Raw genomic sequence first — 21,032 nt, forward strand, 5'->3', positions numbered from 1 at the left:
CCGGTCTCGCCTTCGCGCCCGGCTGCAGGAGCTGCCGAGGCTGCGATCTTTTGATCTTGATCGTCCGAGTCAAATAAGCGCTGGGTCATTCCCGCCTTGTTTACGCTATAATCCCGCCCTTTAGCTGTCTCTCGCCGCTTGCGAGGGCACATCAATTTTTTGAGGCGCATTGCGCCTGCATGCAGACTAAAGAGGCTAGACCCCAGTGGCATTGACGATTCTTGGCCTGTCCGGCGCCCTTAGCCATGATCCTTCCGCAGCCTTGTACATCGACGGCAAGCTGGTCGCGGCGGCTGAGGAAGAGCGCTTTGTGCGCGATAAACATGCAAAGAACCGCATGCCCTACGAATCGGCGAAGTTCTGCCTCGAACAGGCGGGCATCAAACCGTCCGACGTCGATGTAGTCGCGATTCCGTTCGCCCCGATCAGCCTGTTCGGCGAGGCTCGCTGGCACTACGCCAAGCGTTACTGGTACGCCCCGGATCGCGCACTTGATGCGATCCTGATGGGCAACCGTCGCTACAAGCGTTATCGCAACAAAATTGTCTGGTGCCTCGAGCAACTGGGCTTCGATCCGAAGAAAATCAAGATCGAGCCGGTCGAGCATCACCTGGCCCACGCCTCCAGCGCCTACCACTGCTCCGGTTTCAAGGAGAAAACCGCGATCCTGGGGATCGACGGCAAGGGTGAGTACGCCACGACCTTCTTCGGTTATGGCGAGAACGGGAAGATTCACAAGATCAAGGAGTTCTTCGATCCTGACTCCCTGGGCGGCCTGTATGGCGCGATCACCGAGTTCCTCGGTTTCGAGATGCTCGACGGAGAGTTCAAGGTCATGGGCATGGCGCCTTATGGCGATGCCAGCAAATATGACTTTTCCCGCCTGGCGTCCTTCGAGAACGGCGAGTTGGTGATCAACACCGATTACGCCAACGTGATCGGCCTGCGCCGCTACAAAGAGAAAGGCAAAGGTTTCTACTTCTCGCCGAAACTTATCGAGTGGCTGGGTCCAAAGCGCGAAGGCGACATTGCCGACGAGCCTTACATCCACTACGCCGCGAGCATGCAGGCGCTGTTCGAGAAGCTGGCGCTGCAGATGATCGACCATTATCTGGGCGACGTGCTCAAGGAAACCGGCAAGCTGGCCTTTGCTGGCGGCTGTGCGTTGAACGTCAAGCTGAACCAGAAGATTATCGCCCGCGACGACGTCAAGGAACTGTTCGTCCAGCCTGCATCGGGCGACGCCGGTACCGCAGTCGGTGCCGCGGCTTATGTGTCGCACGCCCGTGGTGTGCCAGTCGAGAAGATGGAACACGTCTACCTCGGCCCGTCCTACACCAACGAAGACGTGCTGGCAGCATGCGCCCGTCACCCGAGCAAGCCGGTGTGGCGCAAGCTCGAGAACATGCCGGAAAATATCGCCAGGATCATGGTCGATGGCAATCCGGTTGCCTGGTTCCAGGGGCGGATGGAATTCGGCCCGCGTGCGTTGGGCGGTCGTTCGATCATTGGTTGCCCGAGTGCCACTGGCGTGGCTGACCGCATCAACCACCAGATCAAATTCCGCGAGCGCTGGAGGCCTTTCTGCCCGTCGATGCTCGACACCGTTGCACCGCAGATGATCAAGATCGATCACCCGGCGCCGTTCATGACCTTCACCTTTGAAGTGGCTGAAGAGTGGAAGACCCGCGTGCCGGAAGTCGTCCACGAAGACGGCACTTCCCGGGCCCAAGTGCTCAAGCGCGAATACAACCCGCGTTACTACGACATGATGAAGGCGCTGGAAGTGCTGACCGGCAACGGTGTGTCGCTCAACACCTCGCTTAACCGTCGTGGCGAGCCGATGATTTGCTCACCGACCGACGCCTTGAACATGTTCTTCGGTTCCGACCTGCAGTATCTGATCATGGAAGACATTCTGGTGGTCAAAGAGGGCGCTGACGCATATGACACGCTCGGCTGAACGCCATGTGCTGCAGTTCTGTCACGGCTATGACGGGCCGTTTCTGGACTGCGCCCGGCAGTACGCCAGCCTGTTCGCGGGGACCGGTTATCGGGTGACCACGGTGTTTCTTACCGGGACGGCCGATGCCGAAGTCGCTGCGGGCTGTGCTTCCGATGAAGTGTTATTCATGGAGTACAGTTCAAAGTCCATTCGTGGCCTGAAGTTGGGCGCGATCCGGGATCTGCGCAAGATCGCCGCGTCGCGCAACTTCAGCTTCTGCATCGCCCACCGCTTCAAACCGATCTATATCGCCTTGCTCGGTACCTCGTTGCCGGTGATTGGCGTGCACCATGCCTTTGGCGATTACAAGCGCGGCACCCGCAAACTTTTTGCGCATATTTTTCGCAAGCGCCTGAGCCTGCTCGGGGTGTCCGATGCCGTGCGCGACGATATGCGCAAATGCCTGCCGAAATGGCCGGATTCCCGAATCCAGACGCTCTACAACCGCATCGACGTGCAGGCATTGCAAGACAGCCAGCTGTCGCGGCAGGTAGCCCGGGAGACCCTTGGCCTGGCGATGGATGCGTGGATCGTCGGTAACGTCGGGCGCCTGCATCCCGACAAGGACCAGGCCACCTTGTTGCACGGTTTTGCCAAGGCTTTGCCTGGCTTGCCGGTGAACAGCCAGATGGTGATCCTCGGTACCGGTCGCCTGGAGCAGGACCTCAAGGCGCTCGCCCGCGAGTTGGGAGTCGGTGACCGGGTACTGTTCCTGGGCCAGGTGCCCGAGGCTCGTCGTTATTTCCGTGCTTTCGATGTGTTTGCCCTGAGTTCCGATCATGAGCCGTTCGGCATGGTGCTGCTTGAAGCCATGGCCGCCGGCGTGCCGCTGCTCGCCACTGCAGCGGGCGGCGCCAGGGAAGTGGTCGAAGGTGTCGGTATCCTGTTCCCCCTGGGTGATGCCGAGCATCTGGCCCAAGGGCTGCAGCACCTGGCCGCGATGGACGATCACCAGCGCCGCCAATGCGCGGAACTGATGACTGATCGCTTGCGCGAACGCTTCTCCGATCGCGCGGTGGGTGACGCTTTCTGGCGTTTGCCGCGTGTTACCGAACTGGCAAAGAGGGGCTGATGCTCAACCGACTTCAAGGCTGGCGCGAACGTGGCTGGGCAGTAATCGATGCCGCGACCTATGCCGATGCCTGGCATCGTTATGGCGGCAGTGTCGCAACCCATCCGATGGTCGTTGAACGCCTGGCACACATGGCCGATATCCCGGTGCGTTATCTGGCATGGGAACAGCAAGGTGAAATCAAGGCTGCTATCCCGACCTGGGGTCGCGACCTGGCGCTGTCCAAGGATGTGCTCAAGCGACGGGGTAAAAAAGGCCTGTTCGACCTGGGCAATGCAGAACTGATCCTGCCGGCCGCCGCCGATGCCCAGGCGCCGCTGCGCCATCGTGCACGCTACCTGTGCGCGATGAGCGAAGGAAGGTTCACCGGTATCAGGCTGCAAGCCGAGCAATTGGCCATGGCCCGCACCCCTGAAGAATTGTCGAAGAAGTTCCGCTATAACCAGCGCCGTGAATTGCGTCTTCTGGAAGAGGCCGGCGGCGTCGTGCGACCAGTCACCGAGTTTTCCAGCGGCGAACTGGCAGCGATCTACTGCGATCTGTTCCAGCGCAGATGGGGTTTCCCGGCCACAGGTGCCGAGCGCATGGCAGAGGTCATCGAGCTGTTGCGTGAGTTGCTGATTGGCTCGGTCATTTTCCTCAATGATGCGCCGATCGCGATTCAACTGGTCTACCGGGTGGAAGCGCCGCAATGGATCAGCGTCGAGTACATCAACGGTGGCGTCGATCCTGAAACCCGCGAATTCAGTCCCGGCAGCGTGCTGAGTTTCCTCAATACGCAAAGTGCCTGGGAGCATGCCCGGGCGCTGGACAAGCCCTTGCGATTCTCTTTCGGGCGAGCCGATCGGGAATACAAGGATCGCTGGTGTAATCCTGTCCCGGTATTCACTGTATGAATCAGCCCACCAGCCGTAAACAGCTGCTGCTAAAGCGCCATCGACGCAACAAGCGCCTGAGCCTGCTTATCGCCTTTTTCGTGTTAGTGGCCCTTGGCTGGCTAGTGACCTGGTGGTTGCCGCTGGTCATTGCGGTGCTGGGCTGGGTAGCCCATGAAGCCTGGTTCGCCGACCATTTGTTCTATTCCCCAGGCGATGATTACCAATACAGCTTTGCGCCCTACACTCAGCAACCAAAAGTCCATCTGCACGGCGAACGGTTGCGCCTGGACGAGGGCGTCATGCTGGTCGACGACGCCACGCTGGTGTTGGCACTGCGCATTAAAAGCACCTGGCTGGGACGCTTTTTCGATCCCGTGGTCGAGTTGGCGGGGGGCACTAATCCCGATCGTCAGACTTTCGAGCGGGGTGTCGACGGGTTGCGTTATCTCAATCTCACCGGGCAGGCGTCGGTGCTGTCCGAAGGGCAACTGCGCTTGCGCGGACGGTTCTGCCGGTTGCTCGGCGAACCCGTGCTGTGGGCCTTCGAATACCCCGACTACCGTGACAAGCGGGTGCTGGTCATCGCCCCCCATGCCGACGACGCCGAGCTGGCGGCGTTTGGCTTGTACAGCAGCGCCGAGCAAAGCTGGATCGTGACGGTGACCGCCGGCGAAATAGAGGCCGAGCACTACCAGCAGATGGGCCTTGATAGCGTCGAAGCGGCGCGCCTCAAAGGCTCGCTGCGTGCGTGGGACAGCATTGGCGTGCCATTGTGGGGCGGTGTCGCGCAGGAACGCTGCATCCAGCTGGGGTATTTCTGTCTGCAATTGCCGGCGATGCAGGATGCCCCGGACTGTCCGGCGGCCTCCCGCGAAGCGCAGCTTGGCGATACTCGCTACTTCCGCCGCTTCAATCCGTTTGCCCTGCGCAGTGATGCTGACGGTGCCCCTACCTGGAACAACCTGCTGGGGGATCTGCATGAGCTCATCGAGCGTATCCAGCCCCAGGTCATCGTGTTGCCGCATCCGCGCTTCGATCCCCATCCGGACCACCAGTGTTCTCAGCAAGCCGTCATGCAGGCGCTGGGCGCCACTGCCTGGCAGCCTGAAACCTTGTTGTATTACGCCAATCACCTCCACGATAACGATCGCTGGCCAATGGGTGAAGCAGGCACTGGCGTGGCGTTGCCGCCGCAACTGACGGCCGACGAGCCCATGCGTCCCTGGGCGCTCGGCCTGTCCGACAAACAACAATGCCGCAAGGCAATGGCCCTGGGCATGATGCACGACCTCCAGCCGAGGCTGCCATTGAAGCGCCTGCTGCGGCGCGCGATACAGAGGTGCCTGGCGGCTCGACGCTGGCCGGCTTACGGGGAAAACGAGTTTTTCCGCAAAACCGTGCGCCGCCATGAATTGTTCTGGGTGCAAGATCTGTCTGGAAAGAGAGAAAACAATTGAAAGTCCTGTTCCTGGTGCAGAAAGAGCAGCGAGCGATCCTTGATCGCCTCTACGACGGAATCGCCGCCCATTGCGATTGCGACAAGCGCGAGTTGACCAGCGAGGAGCAGGACGACCTGCGCGGTTATTTCCGCCATCACGTCGATGTAACTCGCTACGACCGCATTGTGTTCTTCCTGCGCTTCAAGAAGGAAATCAGGCAGGTTCGCTTTATCCAGACCGTGCCCAACCTGGTCTTTCTGGAACACGATGCCTACCAGAATTACATCCCGTGCAAGTACACCGGCAAGTTCAGCGCCCATTACCGCAAGTTGCCGTGGGTGCGGGTGATCAGCTCGGGATATGTGGTGGCCGAGCGTCTGCGCGAGGAAGGGTTTGATGCCGTGTTCGTGCCCAAGGGCTACGACCAGACCCTGCTGCAGGACCAGGGTCGCGAACGTGATATCGAGTTGGCATTTGTCGGCAGCACCAACAGCGTTGCCTACAGCGGTCGCAAAGCCTTGCTCGATGAGCTGGGGCGGGTTGAGCCGCTGGTCGTGACCCGGACCAAGTCCGGTGAGGAATACTGCGATACCCTCAACCGCATCCGTTTCTTCGTCAGTGCCGATGTCGGCATGGGCGAGTTCATGATCAAGAACTTCGAAGCCATGGCCTGCGGTTGTGTGTTGTTGGCGTATGACCAGGGCGAGGCCGAGAGCCGCGCGTTGGGTCTGCAGGACATGCATAACATCGTGTTCTACCAGACCATCGCACAGTTGCAGGAAAAGCTGGCGCAACTGCGGGCCGACCCCGAGCTGGCCCGGCGCATTGCCAGTAACGGCCGGGAACTGGTCGTGGCGCAATTGAGCTTTGCGCGTATCGGCGAACGCATCGTCGAGGCGCTCAAGCCGGCGCTGCGCGTCCGTGCGCCACTGAGTCTGCTGGAAAAAGTGCGCCTGAAGCTGGGCGTTTGACAAGGGCCGGTCAGCCATTGATATTGCTGGCACTTTGACTTTAAACGAGAATCAAGTGCAGTTTTCAACAGAAAGTAACATCACCTTGGTGGTCACCAGCTGTGGCCGCCTGGACCTGCTCAAAACCACTCTCGAGAGTTTTGACCGGTTCAACACAGCGCCCATCCGCGAAGTCTTCATTACTGAAGATGCCGGGGACGAGGCTGTGCATTCGGCCATCCCTGCGGGCTGGAAAGACCATTGCACGATTTTCGTCAATCGCCCGAAGCTCGGTCAGTTGGCGTCCATTGACCTGGCTTACGAACATGTCAGCACTCCGTACATTTTCCATTGCGAAGACGACTGGGAATTCTATCGCCCAGGATTCGTGGAAGATTCGCTGAAAATCCTCGAATTGCGTCCGGAAATCCTCCAGGTCTGGATGCGCAGCTATATTTACGATCTGAGTGTGCACAGCCCTTACATTCGCCTGGGTGCTCGGGAGTTCATTGGTGGCGTGGCCTGCTATCCGCTGATCTCGGACAAGCCCGAGTGGCAGAGTTTCTCGCTGAACCCCGGGCTGCGCCGAATCAAGGAATATCGGCTGTGTGCCCCTTATGCCTCGCACGACGGGGAGAAGGCGCTGTCCAAGCGTTACGCGCAGCTGAACCTGACTGCAGTGACGCTTGAGGGTGATGCGGTTCGGCATACGGGGTTTGGTTTGCACGTCCAGACTTCTGTCGAGCGTGAGCGCAAGGCGCGGCGCAGTCGGCGCGAACAGATCAAGTTCGCATTGTCTCTACTGGTGGGAGTATGCATTGGCTGGTTCATCAATTAAGTGCACCAGGAGAGAACCCGGCAGATGCCTGAAGCGATACGTGTCGCCATGAGCATTCTTAATGTGATGTGGTCCGGCGGTGCGCCTTTTGCGTCGATACACAAGGTTCACCAACAGATTCTGTCCCAGGCGGCCTCGACATCACCGGTCAAGACCTGGCTGTTACAGGGCTGCGCAACCGATTGTGGCGTGAACGTGGCTGGCGCCAGGGAGTGGAACCTGTCCTCCGCGCAGTTGAAAGGGCGGCATTTCTGGCGGCTGACCAAGCCCTGGATGCAGGCCGGTTTCAAGAAAGCGCTCCTGGAAAGCCAGGCGGATCTGTTGCTGCTCGACGGCCTGGGCGTTGCCCGCACTTTGTTGCCCCTGCTGAAGAAACTGCCTCACGTGCGGGCCATCGTGATTTTTCACGGGTCCACTCGACTTCGTCCCGAAGACCGGGCGCTGTTCCAGCACTTCAAGCCGACTCAACTGACGCTGGTCGCAGTGTCAGGCACGCTGGCGACCAAGCTGGGCCAGGACCTTCAACTCCCTATCCAGGCGCTGCGCAGTGCATATGACCCTGTTGCCTTTCGCGCCGAGGTGCTCTCGCGAGAGGATGCCCGTGCTCGCCTGGGGCTGCCGCTCGACGAGACGCCGGTGCTGGGTGCGGTCGGTCGACTGGAAGACAAGAAAGGGTTTGCGTGCCTGCTCGACGCCTTCGCGCTAGCACTGAAACAGCGCGCAGATCTGCGTCTGGTCATTATCGGCGAGGGCTCGAATCGTGCCGCGCTGCAGGCGCGTATTGATAGCCTGGGGCTCGGCGGCAATGTCTCGTTGCCGGGGCATTTGAACGACGCCGCGCAGCTCTACCGCGCTTTCGACTGGGTGGCGATCCCCTCGTTGAGCGAGGGCCTCGGGCTGATCATGCAGGAGGCCGTCATGGCGGACGTGCCGGTGATAGCCAGCGAACTTCCAGTGTTTCGCGAACAGCTCGATGACAAGGGCGTGTATGTCGCCGCTGCCGACGTCAACGCCTGGAGCGCGGCTATTGTGAGTGCATTCGATGCCTCTGCATCAACGATTGCAGCGGCCCAGTACCGCAAGCTGGCACCTGACCAGGCCTGGCTCGACTTCAGCCAAGCGGTCCGCGAACTGTTGTCATGACGGCATGACGGCCTGCTCCAATGCTTGCATTGGAAAGCTGCCGTTCAGGTTCTCGCGTGCAATATAGCGCGCGAAGTGTTGCAGGTTGCGCTTGATCAGGTGCTTCGGCAGTGGGCCACGCACAAAGCGCATGTCTGCGACATCAATCAAACCCATGCGGTTATCTGGCGTCACCACGATGTTGCCCAGGTGCAACGAGCGAAAATAAATTCCCGATTTGTGCAGGCTGCGGATCAATTCTGCGAGCGCCGGCAGGTTCTGCTGCCAGTCGAAGCCGTCTTTTGCCGCAATCTGGCGCAGGGTTTCACCCGGCAATGGCTCATACAGTACGGCGGTCATGCCTGGACCTTGCAGACGGTAGAACTGCAGCACCTGAAGGGTGGGCACACCGCGCTTTTGCAGTTCCAGGACGTTATCGATGAACCGTTTCGAGTAAGGGCGAAATATGGCGGAAGAAAATAGTCGCTTGCGCCTGAACAGTTTGAGGATATTCCCATCCTGCAACAGGTAGACTTTCGGACCGTAGCTATCAGCCTCCAATACTCTGGCGCCTTCAATCATTTGATTTAAAGCGTCTTGCGGAAGTCGGGAACATTGCATCGTAGAAAGCCTTGTGGGAATTGCGGAGCGCCGTGGCGGGCAATGATGCCGAAAAGTTTCAGTTTTAACCATGCCGGGTGAGGCAGGGCGAACTATCCAAGGAGCAAATCGATGCAGGAAACACGCTGGGCGCAACTATGGATGGCCGCAGGGCTGATCTGGTTTTTACTGGCCATTGCCGTAGCGCCTACCAACAAAGCCTATCAACAGGGCCTGGTCGCTTTGCTCTGGCTCCCGGCCCTGGTATTCGCCTGGCCTGCGCGGGTTCGACTCAAAGAGCTGCTGTACGAACAGCGCTGGATCTACCTGCCGCTGCTGGGTTTGCTCGTCTGGTCGTTGATCAGCCTGTCGTGGACCAACGTCGAGGAACCCGCTCGCGAGGCCAAGCGCCTGTTGTACATAGTCGTGTTCCTGCTGTTTTTTCCGATATTGGCCAATGGTCGACCGGAGCGCGTGATTCGCCTCATGCAGTGGGGCGGTTTTGGTCTGGCGCTGACAGCCCTGGCCGCCGTCATAAAATTCTACGGTGTTAATGGCAATGCCTGGGTTGCACGTCTTGAAGGCCTGGGGGAGCTGTCTCACCCGATCCTTGGCGGCTACGTCATCGGGCTCGCGGCCGTGTGGCTCGTGCTTTGGGTGCCCAGCGAGCGCTGGATGCAGGCCCTCTGGGCCGTGGCCTTGGGCTTGCTTGGCGCATTCGTGGTGATGAGCCAGAGCCGGGGTGCGGCCCTGGCGTTGTTCTTCACGTTGCTCGCCATGCCCATCTGGTGCCGGGACCGGCGCAGCTGCGTCGTCGCCATCGGTGCCCTGGCGGTGGCGCTGCTGGCGTTCTGGTTGCTCGAACCACTGGTGCTGGCCCGCGGTGCCTCCTATCGTCCGGAGATCCTGGTTGCCAGCCTCAACATGATCGCCGAGCATCCATGGCGCGGCCTCGGGCTGGGCGGCGACTACAAGGTGTTCGCCGCAGACATGTATTTCGACCATGCCCATAATCTGTTCAGCCATGTGGCAATCGAGCTGGGTCTGCCAGGCCTGCTGCTGTGGTGTGCAGTCTGGTTTGGCGTGCTGCTTGAGGCCTGGAAAGCCAGGACGTCGCTGTACGGCCAGGGCATTATCGGCATCTGGCTGTTTTCCACCCTGGCCATGCAATTTGATGCGGCCAGCCTGACCGGCACGCCCAGGGCTGAGTGGTTCATCAGCTGGCTACCGATCGGGTTGGCCAGTGTTTTGGTATGGGCGCGGGCCAACCCCGGTGCCTGTGATAAAATTTCGCGTTCTTCCTAACAAGTGAGCTCTACGATGAGTGACGCACCGCCCAAAGCGGGACAGGACTCCAGCCTGAAAATCTATCTTCGGCTGTTGGGGTATGTAAAACCCTATGTTGGCCTTTTCCTGCTGAGTATCGTGGGCTTCGTGATCTTTGCTTCCACCCAGCCGATGCTGGCGGGGATCCTCAAATATTTCGTCGACGGCCTGAGCAACCCTGAAGCGGTGCTCTTTCCCAATGTTCCCTATCTCAAGGACCTGCAGTTGCTGATGGCGGTGCCACTGCTGATCATCCTGATCGCGGCGTGGCAGGGCTTGGGCTCGTTCCTGGGTAACTACTACCTGGCGAAGGTTTCGCTGGGGCTGGTGCATGACCTGCGCGTCGAGCTGTTCAACAAGCTGCTGGTACTGCCCAACCGCTACTTCGATACCCATAACTCGGGGCATCTGATTTCGCGCATCACCTTCAACGTGACCATGGTCACCGGCGCCGCCACGGACGCGATCAAGGTCGTGATTCGTGAAGGCCTGACCGTGGTGTTCCTGTTTGCCTATCTGTTGTGGATGAACTGGCAGTTGACGATCGTGATGCTGGCGATTCTGCCGGTGATTGCCTTTATGGTGGGTAACACCAGCAAGAAATTCCGCAAGCAGAGCAAGAAAATCCAGGTAGCCATGGGGGATGTGACCCACGTCGCCTCTGAAACCATCCAGGGTTATCGCGTGGTGCGCAGCTTCGGCGGCGAGAGCTATGAAGAGCGCCGCTTTGCCGAAGCCAGCCAGGGCAACACGGACAAGCAGCTGCGCATGACCAAGACCGGCGCGGTGTATACGCCGATGTTGCAGCTGGTCATCTATACCGCCATGGCCGTGTTGATGTTCCTGGTACTGTTCCTGCGGGGCGATGCTACGGCGGGCGACCTGGTGGCCTACATCACGGCGGCGGGCCTGCTGCCCAAGCCAATCCGTCAATTGTCGGAAGTCAGCTCGACCATCCAGAAAGGCGTGGCCGGTGCCGAAAGCATTTTTGAACAGCTGGACGTTGAGCCTGAAGTTGATAGCGGTACGGTCGAGCGTGATCGCGTCAGCGGTTACCTGGAAGTGCGCAACCTGAGCTTTACCTACCCGGACACCGATCGTGAAGTGTTGAAAAACATCAGCTTCACCGCGGCACCCGGCCAGATGATCGCGCTGGTGGGTCGCTCCGGCAGTGGCAAGTCGACCCTGGCCAGCCTGATCCCTCGTTTCTACCATCACGAGACCGGCGAGATCCTGCTCGATGATGTCGAAATCGAAGACTATCGCCTGCGTAACCTGCGTCGGCACGTGGCACAGGTCACCCAGCATGTGACGCTGTTCAATGACACCATCGCCAACAATATCGCCTACGGCGACCTGGCTGGCGCCCCGCGGGCCGATATCGAGAAGGCCGCCACCGATGCTTATGCGATGGACTTCATTTCCCAGATGCCCGATGGCCTGGATACCCAGGTCGGTGAAAACGGCGTGCTGTTGTCCGGTGGTCAACGCCAGCGCCTGGCGATTGCCCGGGCCCTGTTGAAGAATGCCCCGTTGCTGATCCTGGATGAGGCGACCTCGGCACTCGACACCGAGTCCGAGCGCCATATCCAGGCGGCACTGGACCAGGTCATGAAGGGCCGTACCACGCTGGTGATCGCTCACCGCTTGTCGACCATCGAAAAGGCCGACCTCATTCTGGTCATGGACCATGGTGAAATCGTCGAGCGTGGCACCCACGCGCAGTTGTTGGCGCAAAATGGCTACTACTCGCGCCTGCACGCCATGGGGCTCGACGCACCGACGGAAAATATCGCCTGATCCAGACCCGGGGGCGAAGAACGATGTTTCATTCGGTTGCAGCCGTGGCGCAAGCCCACGGCAACCCTGTGTTAATATCGCGCCCCTGTTCATTTTGTATGTGGGTTGCTCCATGAAGTTGTCCATGCCGCGATTCGATCAAGCCCCTGTCTTGGTGGTCGGCGATGTCATGCTCGACCGTTATTGGCATGGTGGTACCTCACGGATCTCCCCGGAGGCGCCGGTACCAGTCGTCAAGGTCGAGCAAATCGAGGACCGCCCAGGCGGTGCCGCCAACGTTGCGTTGAACATTGCCGCTCTAGGTGCGCCGGCCTCCCTGATTGGCGTCACCGGCGACGATGAAGCCGCCGACAGCCTCGCCAACAGCCTCAAGGGCGCCGGCGTGCGGGCATTGTTCCAGCGCATCGCGCACCAGCCGACCATCGTCAAGTTGCGGGTCATGAGTCGTCACCAGCAATTGCTGCGTATCGACTTCGAAGAACCTTTCGCTACCGATGCCCTCGCCTTGGGCGAGCAAGTCGATGGATTGCTCGAAGGCATCAAGGTGCTGGTGTTGTCCGACTACGGCAAAGGCGCGCTGAAGAATCATCAGGTGCTGATCCAGGCTGCCCGCGCTCGTGGTATTCCGGTGTTGGCCGATCCCAAGGGCAAGGACTTCTCCATCTATCGTGGTGCAAGCCTGATCACGCCGAACCTCAGCGAGTTCGAAACCATCGTCGGCAAATGCAGCGATGAGCACGAACTGGTGACCAAGGGCGCGACCCTGATGCAGGAGCTCGACCTCGGCGCCTTGCTGGTGACTCGCGGTGAGCACGGCATGACCTTGTTGCGCCCCGGTCATCCCGCGCTGCACCTTCCCGCACGGGCGCGTGAAGTGTTCGACGTCACGGGGGCCGGTGATACGGTGATTTCGACCCTGGCAGCAGCGATCGCAGCCGGTGAAGAATTGCCCCATGCAGTGGCCCTGGCCAACCTGGCCGCGGGTATCGTGGTCGGCAAGCTGGGTACTGCTGCCATCAGTGCACCGGAACTGCGGCGCGCCATTCAGCGCGAAGAAGGCTCCGAGCGCGGTGTGCTGGGGCTCGAGCAACTGCTGCTGGCGGTTGACGATGCCCGTGCGCATAAAGAGAAGATCGTGTTCACCAACGGCTGCTTCGACATATTGCATGCCGGTCACGTGACTTACCTGGAGCAGGCGCGGGCCCAAGGCGATCGTCTGATCGTTGCGGTCAACGACGATGCGTCAGTGAGCCGACTGAAAGGTCCTGGGCGTCCGATCAACAGTGTTGACCGGCGCATGGCCGTCCTGGCCGGCCTGGGCGCTGTGGACTGGGTTATCAGTTTCTCGGAGGGGACCCCGGAAAACCTGCTGCGCGAAGTCAAGCCCGACGTTCTGGTCAAGGGTGGCGATTACGGCATTGAGCAGGTGGTGGGTGCGGACATCGTGGCAGCCTACGGCGGCACGGTGAAAGTCCTGGGGCTGGTGGAAAACAGCTCGACTACGGCGATTGTGGAGAAGATCCGCAAGTCGTAAGAGCTGGCCTGCGATCCTTGAAAATTTCTTTGATCGCACGTCAAAGGATCGCAGCCTGCGGCAGCTCCTGCCCTGTAGACGCTGCGATCTTTTGGTTCAGGAACTGACCTTCTTGCGTGGCACGATTCTCTTGAGCAATTGCTTGGCCTTGCCCCGCAACCTCGCTAAACCCGAGTCCTTCCCCGGTGGGCTCAGTCCCTGCTGCTTCACCCAATCCTTCCACTTGATCCGCTCATCGCGCACCAGCCAGCCTTCCTGCAGGGCAAAACTCTCTGCCAGGTACAACCCGCGAGTGCTCGCCGGATACAGGTGGTCCTTCTTCAAGGTGTAGAGCTCAGCCATCGGCTGGCCGTCCTGCAAGGGCATCAGGTACAGATCGGGCCGTTTGCGATCGAGCCTGGCCACCAGTTGGTCGCCTTCCAGGCGTTCGTCGACATGGAACAGGCTGAGCGACTTGGCTTCCTTGGGGACGTCGAGGCGTAAGTCGTAGATCAGTTGCAACGAGGCTGTGGGCAGGTGCACGTAAGCGCGTGGACGTTCGATCAGTTGCATGTTCGCGCAGCGCACCGGTCGAGCCGATCCCGACAGGGGCGTCAATCGAAACGGCAAGGCTTCCCGATAATGCAGGGCGGACGAGTAGGGCGCAGGCAGCCAGGTGTCATTGAAGCGTCCGCCAAGCCAGCCTTCGGGCGTTTCCAGCAGGCATTCTTCGGCGATTTCCTGAATGGCCGTGTGCAGCGGCAGGTTGAGCTCGTGGGCCGGCACATAACCGGAGATCAGCTTGAGCACCACGTCGCCGCGATCCTGTCGGCGCTGGCGCACCAAGACCCAGTAATCGCGGTTCTGCCAGTGCAATGTAAGGCGCACCGAAACCCCGAGATTGGCCAGCTCCACGGCGAAGCGCTCTGCATCGGCCACGGCCACGGGGCGGCGACGCTGCAGGGTTTGCGAGAAATTGAGCGGCATTCCGACGCTCTGGTAACTCAGGCCTTCGGGAGTCGCTTCGACGAATAACGGCAGGGTCTTGAAGTTGCTGGGGTTCTTTCTTATGAGCGTACGCGGCATGTCGGCTCCTGCTTAAGGCCGCGTCGGCGGCGTCAGTTTCTACGAAGGACCTTGGCAACGGTCGCGACATTGTGGGCGAGGTGCAGCGGATTGATGGTCCCGACAATAGCACTGGCAACGCCCGGATGTTCAAACAACAACTCGAAGCTGGCGCGCACCGGATCTACGCCAGGGCTGAGGCACACATGGCCGCTGGCCAGGGCTTTCTTGACGAGAATGGCTTTGCCGTGAGCAGCAGCATAGTCAATGACGGCTTTTTCATTCAATTCGTTCAGATTGTAGGTGACCATCGCGCAATCACCCTGTTCCAGGGCCTTCAAGCCACCTTCGACGGTTTTTCCGGAGAAGCCGAATCCGCGGATCTTGCCCTCTTGCTTGAGCTCGGCGAGGGTTGTGTAGACCTCGCTGTCGTTGAGAATCGCCAGGTCATTGCCGTCGGAGTGCACCAGCACCAGGTCGATAAAATCAGTTTCCAGACGTTTCAAGCTGCGTTCCACTGACAACCGGGTGTGGGCGGCGCTGAAGTCGTGACTGGACTGGCCATTGGCAAACTCTTCGCCCACCTTGCTGACGATCACCCAGTCCTGGCGCTGGTCACGCAGCAACGGGCCGAGGCGTTCTTCGCTGTGGCCATAGGCCGGGGCGGTGTCGATCAGGTTGATCCCCATGTCCCGTGCGAGCTTGAGCAACATGCGCGCTTCATCATCGCCCGGGATCTGGAAACCGTTCGGGTACTTGACGCCCTGGTCGCGGCCCAGTTTCACGGTGCCCAGGCCAAGTGGCGAAACCATCAGGCCGGTGCTGCCCAGCGGGCGGTGCAGTTCGTGCAGGGTTGGTTGGCTCATGGCAGCAGTTGCTCCCAGGCAGGAATGCCCATGGGTGGTTTCGGGAGTTCAGGCAACGTGGCGTTGTGGCTGGGCTGGATGCCATCGCGTTGAAGAGAGGCAATGACCCGGTCAGCGAAGTCCGGCGCCAGTGCCAGCTTGGTCGGCCAGCCGACCAGCAGCCGGCCCTGTTCAGCCAGGAAAGCATTGTCCGGGCGTGTCAGGCCGGACTGCAAAGGCTCGGCACGATCCACTCGCAAAGTGGCCCATCGGGCGCTACTGAGGTCGATCCAGGGCAGGAGCTGGCCGAGTTCTTTCTGCGCGGTGGCAATCTGCTCGACCGGCTCGCGGGCGACGCCTTCGGCTTCGGCAATATCGCCACCCAGGTACCAGACCCACTGGCCATCGGCCGCCGGGTGCGTGGTGACGGTGATGCGCGGCTTGGTCCCGCCACCCAGGCAGTGGGCGTACAACGGCTTCAGGCCGGGGCCCTTGGCGATGATCATGTGCAGCGGTCGACGTTGCATGGCCGGCTGGCTCAACCCCAGTGCTTCGAGCAGCTCTGCGGTACCCGCCCCGGCGCTGAGAACGATGCGCTGCGCCCGGATATCGCGCCCGTCGACTCTAAGGCCGACCAGCAGGCCAGCTTCCAGAAACGGTTCGATCTCATGCCCGGCCAGCAGGCCGTCGCCCGCGAGGTCGGCCAGGCGCTGGATCAGGCTCGGTACATCGATCACCAGCTCGGCCAGGCGATAGACCTTGCCCTTGAAACGCTTGTCTTGCAGGGCGGGTGGCAGTTGCTCGCCCTTGACCTGGTCGACCCGGCCACGCACGGCTTTGCTGGCGAAGAAACTGGTGAGGTTGCCAGCGATGGTGCCGGGGGACCAGAGATAGTGGGCTTCGGACAGCAGGCGTACGCCGCTCAGATCCAGTTCGCCGTCGCCGGCCAGCGCTTCACGCCAGCGTCGTGGCATATCGGCGATGGCTTCCGAGGCGCCGGTCAGTGCACCGTGCAGCGCATACTTGGCGCCGCCGTGGATGATGCCTTGGGACTTCAGGCTCTGCCCGCCACCGAGGGTGGCACTTTCCACCAGCACGGTCGAAAAACCCTGGCGGCGCAGGCGCGCGTTCAGCCAGAGGCCGGCGACACCAGCGCCGACAATCAGAACGTCGGTGGAAATAACGGATGGCATGCAGCGACCTCAGTGTTCAAGACGAGGGCGCAGTATACAGACTCAAACATTGCAGCGGCCGACAGACCCGTGGGAGTGAACCTGCTCGCGATAGCGGTTTACCTGGCAACCGATGCGTCGATTGGCGCACCGCTATCGCGAGCAGGCTCACTCCCAGACTAGACAGCATTGCGGGCGTTAGTGGCCTGCAGTTTTGGAGAATAACTGGATAACCACCACCCCCAGCACAATCAGCGCCATGCCCAGCATCGCCGGCACATCCAGCTTCTGCCCGTAGATAAACAGCGCGGCGACACTGACCATCACGATGCCCATGCCGGCCCACACCGCATAAGCCACCCCCACCGGTACGCTGCGCACCACCAGCGTCAGCATCCAGAAGGCGATGCCGTAGCCGACGATCACCAGCACCAACGGCAGGGGCGTGCTGAAACCTTTGACGGCTTTCATTGAAACGGTCGCGATCACTTCGGCGCAGATGGCAATGGCCAGGTAGTAGTAAGCGGTCATAGGTGCATCCTCAAGTGATGTGTTGCTTTATCAAGCCTGCATTTTAGAGATTCCCCAGATGCGGTAAAGTCATTACCTATCTGTTACGGAGATGGGTTGCCCATGAGCATGCAATGGAATCTGGAACAGCTTCGTCTGTTTGTCAGCGTAGCGGAACAACGCTCGTTCTCGGCGGTGGCGCGCGTTCAGCGCAAGGCCCAGTCGGCCGTGAGCAGTTCGATTGCGCTGTTGGAAGAAGACCTCGGCGTCAGCCTGTTTGATCGCAGTAGCGGGCGCCAGCCGAAATTGACTGAAGCCGGCGATGCCTTGCTCGAAGAAGCAAGGGAAGTCCTGCGTCAGTGCGAGCGTTTGAACGGCCGGGCATTGGCGATGATGCGCGGGCAGGAAGCCCGTCTGCGGGTGGCCCAGGATGAGGCCATGCCCTACCAGGCAGTTGTGGATAGCTTTGAAGCCCTGGCGCAACAATTTCCCAGCCTTGAGGTGCAACTGACCAGTGCTGCCCAGGGCGACGTGGCGCGTAAATTGGTGGAGCGCCGGGCCGACCTCGGCCTGCTGTTTTATCACGACCAGATTCCCGAATCCCTTGAGCGCCGGGTATTGGGTAGCGTCGAAATGGTTACAGTGTGTGGCACCGGCCACCCATTGGCAGGCAAAAACGAAGTTGATTGCCAGCAGTTGGCGCAGCATCGCCAGTTACTCATGTCCACTCAATCCAGTGTCTACCCCGGTAGCGAACCCGCCAGTCCGCAGGTCTGGCGGGCCGACAGTTTCTACGTAATGGCCGAATGGCTGGTACGTGGTCTCGGCTGGGCCTGGTTGCCGCGGCACGTGGTGCAGTACCCGGCTTATCAGGGGCAGATGGTAGAGCTGGTCAGCGAATGGACGCCTCCGGCCCTCGTCGTGGAGCTGGTGTGGCGTCGCGACGAACCACTGGGCCCGGCCGCTCGCTGGCTGGCGGAACGTTTTGCCGTGCACTTGCGGGCGATCGGCGACAAAAGCCGATAAACTCCGCCGCCATGAATAGAACTCTCTACACCGCGCTGTTTTACCTGGGGCTGCCATTGGTAGCGATTCGGCTTTGGCTGCGGGCGCGCAAGGCGCCGGCGTATGCCAAACGCATCGGCGAGCGATTTTCCTACGGCCTGCCGGTGTTGCAGCCCGGCGGAATCTGGGTACACGCGGTGTCAGTTGGCGAGAGCGTCGCGGCGGCGCCAATGATCCGCGCTCTGTTGCAACGTTATCCTCAGTTGCCGATCACCGTGACCTGCATGACCCCGACCGGATCCGAGCGCATTCGGGCCCTGTTCGCCAATGAACCGCGAATTCAACACTGCTACCTGCCCTATGACCTGCCCTGTGCGGCAAAGCGATTCCTGGATCGCGTGCGGCCGAAACTGGCCGTGATCATGGAAACCGAGCTATGGCCCAACCATATCCACCAGTGTGCAAAACGGGGTATTCCCGTGGCGCTGGCCAATGCCCGACTGTCCGAGCGCTCGGCCAGGGGTTACGGCCGTTTGCCCAAACTGACCCGGCCGATGCTCGCCGAAATGAGCCTGTTTGCGGTGCAGACCGAGGCCGAGGCCTCACGCTTTCGCGACCTGGGTGCGCGCCCGGAAACCGTCGAAGTCACCGGCTCGATCAAATTCGATCTGACCATCGACCCGCAGCTGCTGCAGCGTGCCACCGAGTTACGCGGCCAATGGCAAGCACGGGAGCGTCCGGTGTGGATTGCCGCCAGCACCCATGAAGGTGAGGACGAGGTGGTGCTGGCGGCGCATCGTCAGTTGCTCGCCAATCATCCCGATGCGCTGCTGATCCTGGTACCGCGCCATCCGGAGCGGTTCAATTCGGTGTTCGAGCTGTGCACCCGGCAGGACTTCGCCACGGTTCGACGCTCCACCGGCGAGACGGTCAGCGCCGGTACTTCAGTACTGCTGGGCGACACCATGGGCGAATTGCTGTTCCTTTACGCCTTGGCGGATACCGCATTCGTCGGTGGCAGCCTTGTACCGAACGGCGGGCACAACCTGCTGGAGCCGGCAGCACTGGCCAAGCCCTTACTGAGCGGCCCGCACTTGTTCAACTTCCTCGAAATAGCCGCGCAACTGCGCAATGCCGGCGCGCTGCAGGAGGTGGAAGATGCCGAAGGGTTGGCGGTAGAGGTGCAACGTTTGTTCGAATTGCCCCGGGACGCGCAGCGCATGGCCCAGGCCGGATTGAGTGTGATGCGCGCCAACCAGGGCGCGTTGCAACGCTTGCTGGATGGGTTGGGGCGGTTGATCGATCGTTAGACTGCGTCGCCTGGAATCAAAGATCGTCCGAACGCGGCCCGAGCCTGCGCGGCAGCGTCTACTTTGGAATGCATTTCCATGTAGGAGCTGCCGCAGGCTCGGGCCGTGTTCGGACGATTTTTTGCGTCTACGGTCGAGCTTTCAATTGCTCAGCCGCAGCCTTGGCCAAATCCGGCGGCAGGAAGTCCTTGTCGGGGTTGTAGTCGGGCTTGAGGTAGCGCTTGAGGTCTTCCAGGTCGCCCGGGTTCAACGTGCCCGCTGCCTGTTTCAGGCGCAGGTTGTCGAGGATGTAGTCGTACCGGGTGTTGTTGTAGTTGCGCACCGAGGTGTACAGCTGGCGCTGGGCATCGAGCACGTCGACGATGTTGCGCGTACCGACCTGATAGCCGATTTCAGTCGCTTCCACCGCGCTCTGGTTGGAAATGATCGACTGCTTGCGCGCCTGCACCTGCTCGACGTCGGTATTCACCGCGCGGTGCAGATTGCGCGTGTTCTCCACGACTTGCCGGCGCAGGCCTTCACGCTGTTGTTCGGTCTGGTCCAGGCGCGAGTAGGACTCCCTGACCTGGGAACTGGTCAGCCCGCCGCTGTAGATCGGGATGTTCAGCTGCAGCGCCAAGGTGCGTTGCTCGACGGGGCCGCCATAGGCCTGGCCGAAAGCATTCGGATTGCTGAAGCCGAAAGCGTCGTTGTCACCTTTTTCATACTTCGCCACCGCATCCACCGTCGGAGCGTGGCCGGCCTTACGCTGCTTGAGCGTTTCTTCAGCAGCGCTGACCGCGTAGTTGCTGGCCAGCAGATTGAGGTTCTGCCGGGCGGCCGTGTCGACCCAGGACTTCGCATCATTCGGTGCAGGCGGGAGGATCGGAAGGGTATGGACGATGCCCTGGATCGAGTTGTACTGACGGTTGGTCAGGGTGATCAGCGCTTCGAACGCATCATCCACCTGGCGCTGCGCAACGATGCGGTTGGCCCGCGCAGTGTCGTAGCTGGCTTGCGATTGCAGCACGTCGGTCTTGTCCGAGAGGCCGACATCGAAGCGTTCGTTGGACTGGTCCAGCTGGCGTTTGAATGCCGCTTCCTCAGCCTTGGTCGAGGCCAGGTTGTCCTGGCTGCGCAGCACATTGAAATAGCTTTCGGCCGTCTGCAGGATCAGGTTCTGCTCTGTCGCGGACAGTTGCAGGGCCGCCTGTTCGTTGACGTCCTTGGCCGCCTGGTACTGGAACCAGCGATCGGCGCGGAACAGTGGCTGGGCCAGTGTCGCCTGATAGGAGTTGGCGCTGCGGGAAGCCACGGCGGACGGCTGATTGATGTCGGTGCGCACATTGGCGACCTGGGCTCCGCCGGACAGATTCGGCAACAACCCGGCCCGTGCCTGCGGCACTACCTCTTTCTGCGCGCCGTACTGGGCGCGAGCAGCGGCCAGGTCGGCGTTGTTATCCACGGCTTCCTGATAGACGCTCACCAGGTCAGTCCTGGTCGATAAGGGCGCTTCCGCTGCCCAGGCCATTCCATTCGAAGCACAAGACACGGCAAGGGCCAGTGAAAGTTTGCGCAGCATGCGGCCATCCCTAAAAATTAC

Annotated in this window: 18 protein-coding genes; 12 read left to right on the plus strand and 6 right to left on the minus strand. The window is 60.7% G+C overall.

Annotated elements, in window-relative coordinates:
• Positions 1-205: 205 nt before the first annotated feature.
• Genes HYI44_RS10065 through HYI44_RS10095 form a run of 7 tightly spaced genes read left to right on the plus strand, consistent with a single transcriptional unit; the run spans position 206 to position 8,325 of the window.
• Positions 206-1,963: a carbamoyltransferase gene (locus HYI44_RS10065; RefSeq protein ID WP_045061884.1), complete on the plus strand. Its 1,758-nt coding sequence runs from the start codon at positions 206-208 to the stop codon at positions 1,961-1,963.
• Complete coding sequence (locus HYI44_RS10070) at positions 1,947-3,077, plus strand: glycosyltransferase (RefSeq protein ID WP_225569331.1); 1,131 nt, start codon at positions 1,947-1,949, stop codon at positions 3,075-3,077. The genes HYI44_RS10065 and HYI44_RS10070 overlap by 17 nt, the downstream gene beginning before the upstream one ends.
• A complete protein-coding gene (locus tag HYI44_RS10075) occupies positions 3,077-3,973 on the plus strand; it encodes an antimicrobial resistance protein Mig-14 (protein ID WP_045061882.1) in 897 nt (298 codons plus the stop codon). Before HYI44_RS10070 ends, HYI44_RS10075 begins: the two co-directional genes overlap by 1 nt.
• Positions 3,970-5,412 carry a PIG-L deacetylase family protein gene (locus HYI44_RS10080; RefSeq protein ID WP_225569332.1) on the plus strand — a complete coding sequence of 481 codons (1,443 nt, stop codon included), beginning with the start codon at positions 3,970-3,972 and terminating at the stop codon, positions 5,410-5,412. The genes HYI44_RS10075 and HYI44_RS10080 overlap by 4 nt, the downstream gene beginning before the upstream one ends.
• Complete coding sequence (locus HYI44_RS10085) at positions 5,409-6,365, plus strand: glycosyltransferase (RefSeq protein WP_225569333.1); 957 nt, start codon at positions 5,409-5,411, stop codon at positions 6,363-6,365. The genes HYI44_RS10080 and HYI44_RS10085 overlap by 4 nt, the downstream gene beginning before the upstream one ends.
• A gap of 55 nt (positions 6,366-6,420) precedes the next feature.
• Entirely contained in the window at positions 6,421-7,182 is a 762-nt protein-coding gene (locus HYI44_RS10090) for a glycosyltransferase family 2 protein (protein ID WP_225569334.1), read from the plus strand.
• A gap of 48 nt (positions 7,183-7,230) precedes the next feature.
• Entirely contained in the window at positions 7,231-8,325 is a 1,095-nt protein-coding gene (locus HYI44_RS10095; RefSeq protein ID WP_225569408.1) for a glycosyltransferase, read from the plus strand.
• On the opposite strand, the gene HYI44_RS10100 is transcribed toward HYI44_RS10095, so the two are convergent.
• The gene (locus HYI44_RS10100; RefSeq protein WP_122841536.1) at positions 8,320-8,925 is read right to left on the minus strand and encodes a lipopolysaccharide kinase InaA family protein; all 606 of its coding nucleotides are present in this window, start codon (positions 8,923-8,925) and stop codon (positions 8,320-8,322) included. The genes HYI44_RS10095 and HYI44_RS10100 overlap by 6 nt on opposite strands.
• Before the next feature lie 111 nt (positions 8,926-9,036).
• Between HYI44_RS10100 and HYI44_RS10105 the strand changes: the two genes are divergently transcribed.
• The 3 genes from HYI44_RS10105 to hldE all read left to right on the plus strand — a co-directional run bounded on the left by HYI44_RS10105 (position 9,037) and on the right by hldE (position 13,564).
• A complete protein-coding gene (locus tag HYI44_RS10105) occupies positions 9,037-10,209 on the plus strand; it encodes an O-antigen ligase family protein (RefSeq protein WP_122841537.1) in 1,173 nt (390 codons plus the stop codon).
• Between the two features lie 15 nt (positions 10,210-10,224).
• Positions 10,225-12,030 carry a lipid A export permease/ATP-binding protein MsbA gene (gene msbA / locus HYI44_RS10110; RefSeq protein WP_045061877.1) on the plus strand — a complete coding sequence of 602 codons (1,806 nt, stop codon included), beginning with the start codon at positions 10,225-10,227 and terminating at the stop codon, positions 12,028-12,030.
• Between the two features lie 112 nt (positions 12,031-12,142).
• Positions 12,143-13,564: a bifunctional D-glycero-beta-D-manno-heptose-7-phosphate kinase/D-glycero-beta-D-manno-heptose 1-phosphate adenylyltransferase HldE gene (gene hldE, locus HYI44_RS10115; RefSeq protein WP_122841538.1), complete on the plus strand. Its 1,422-nt coding sequence runs from the start codon at positions 12,143-12,145 to the stop codon at positions 13,562-13,564.
• Between the two features lie 96 nt (positions 13,565-13,660).
• Here the strand turns inward: hldE and HYI44_RS10120 are convergent, their stop codons facing one another.
• The 4 genes from HYI44_RS10120 to HYI44_RS10135 all read right to left on the minus strand — a co-directional run bounded on the left by HYI44_RS10120 (position 13,661) and on the right by HYI44_RS10135 (position 17,156).
• Positions 13,661-14,629: a metal ABC transporter ATPase gene (locus HYI44_RS10120; protein WP_122841539.1), complete on the minus strand. Its 969-nt coding sequence runs from the start codon at positions 14,627-14,629 to the stop codon at positions 13,661-13,663.
• A 32-nt stretch (positions 14,630-14,661) separates the two neighbouring features.
• Entirely contained in the window at positions 14,662-15,474 is an 813-nt protein-coding gene (locus HYI44_RS10125) for an aldo/keto reductase (RefSeq protein WP_225569335.1), read from the minus strand.
• Positions 15,471-16,646 carry an NAD(P)/FAD-dependent oxidoreductase gene (locus HYI44_RS10130; RefSeq protein WP_225569336.1) on the minus strand — a complete coding sequence of 392 codons (1,176 nt, stop codon included), beginning with the start codon at positions 16,644-16,646 and terminating at the stop codon, positions 15,471-15,473. The genes HYI44_RS10125 and HYI44_RS10130 overlap by 4 nt, the downstream gene beginning before the upstream one ends.
• 177 nt (positions 16,647-16,823) lie before the next feature.
• Positions 16,824-17,156, minus strand: coding sequence for a DMT family transporter (locus tag HYI44_RS10135; RefSeq protein WP_015093202.1), 333 nt, complete (start codon positions 17,154-17,156; stop codon positions 16,824-16,826).
• A 102-nt stretch (positions 17,157-17,258) separates the two neighbouring features.
• On the opposite strand from HYI44_RS10135, the gene HYI44_RS10140 reads away from it, so the two are divergent.
• Entirely contained in the window at positions 17,259-18,161 is a 903-nt protein-coding gene (locus tag HYI44_RS10140) for a LysR family transcriptional regulator (protein ID WP_205895992.1), read from the plus strand.
• 11 nt (positions 18,162-18,172) lie between these two features.
• On the plus strand, positions 18,173-19,450 hold the full coding sequence (waaA, locus tag HYI44_RS10145) for a lipid IV(A) 3-deoxy-D-manno-octulosonic acid transferase (protein ID WP_225569337.1): 1,278 nt from the start codon (positions 18,173-18,175) through the stop codon (positions 19,448-19,450).
• A 127-nt stretch (positions 19,451-19,577) separates the two neighbouring features.
• Here the strand turns inward: waaA and HYI44_RS10150 are convergent, their stop codons facing one another.
• Entirely contained in the window at positions 19,578-21,011 is a 1,434-nt protein-coding gene (locus HYI44_RS10150) for a TolC family outer membrane protein (protein ID WP_122841543.1), read from the minus strand.
• Positions 21,012-21,032 lie beyond the last annotated feature (21 nt).

The sequence above is a fragment of the Pseudomonas sp. Y24-6 genome (genome assembly GCF_020295325.1).
In the GTDB taxonomy this organism is placed as follows: domain Bacteria; phylum Pseudomonadota; class Gammaproteobacteria; order Pseudomonadales; family Pseudomonadaceae; genus Aquipseudomonas; species Aquipseudomonas gregormendelii.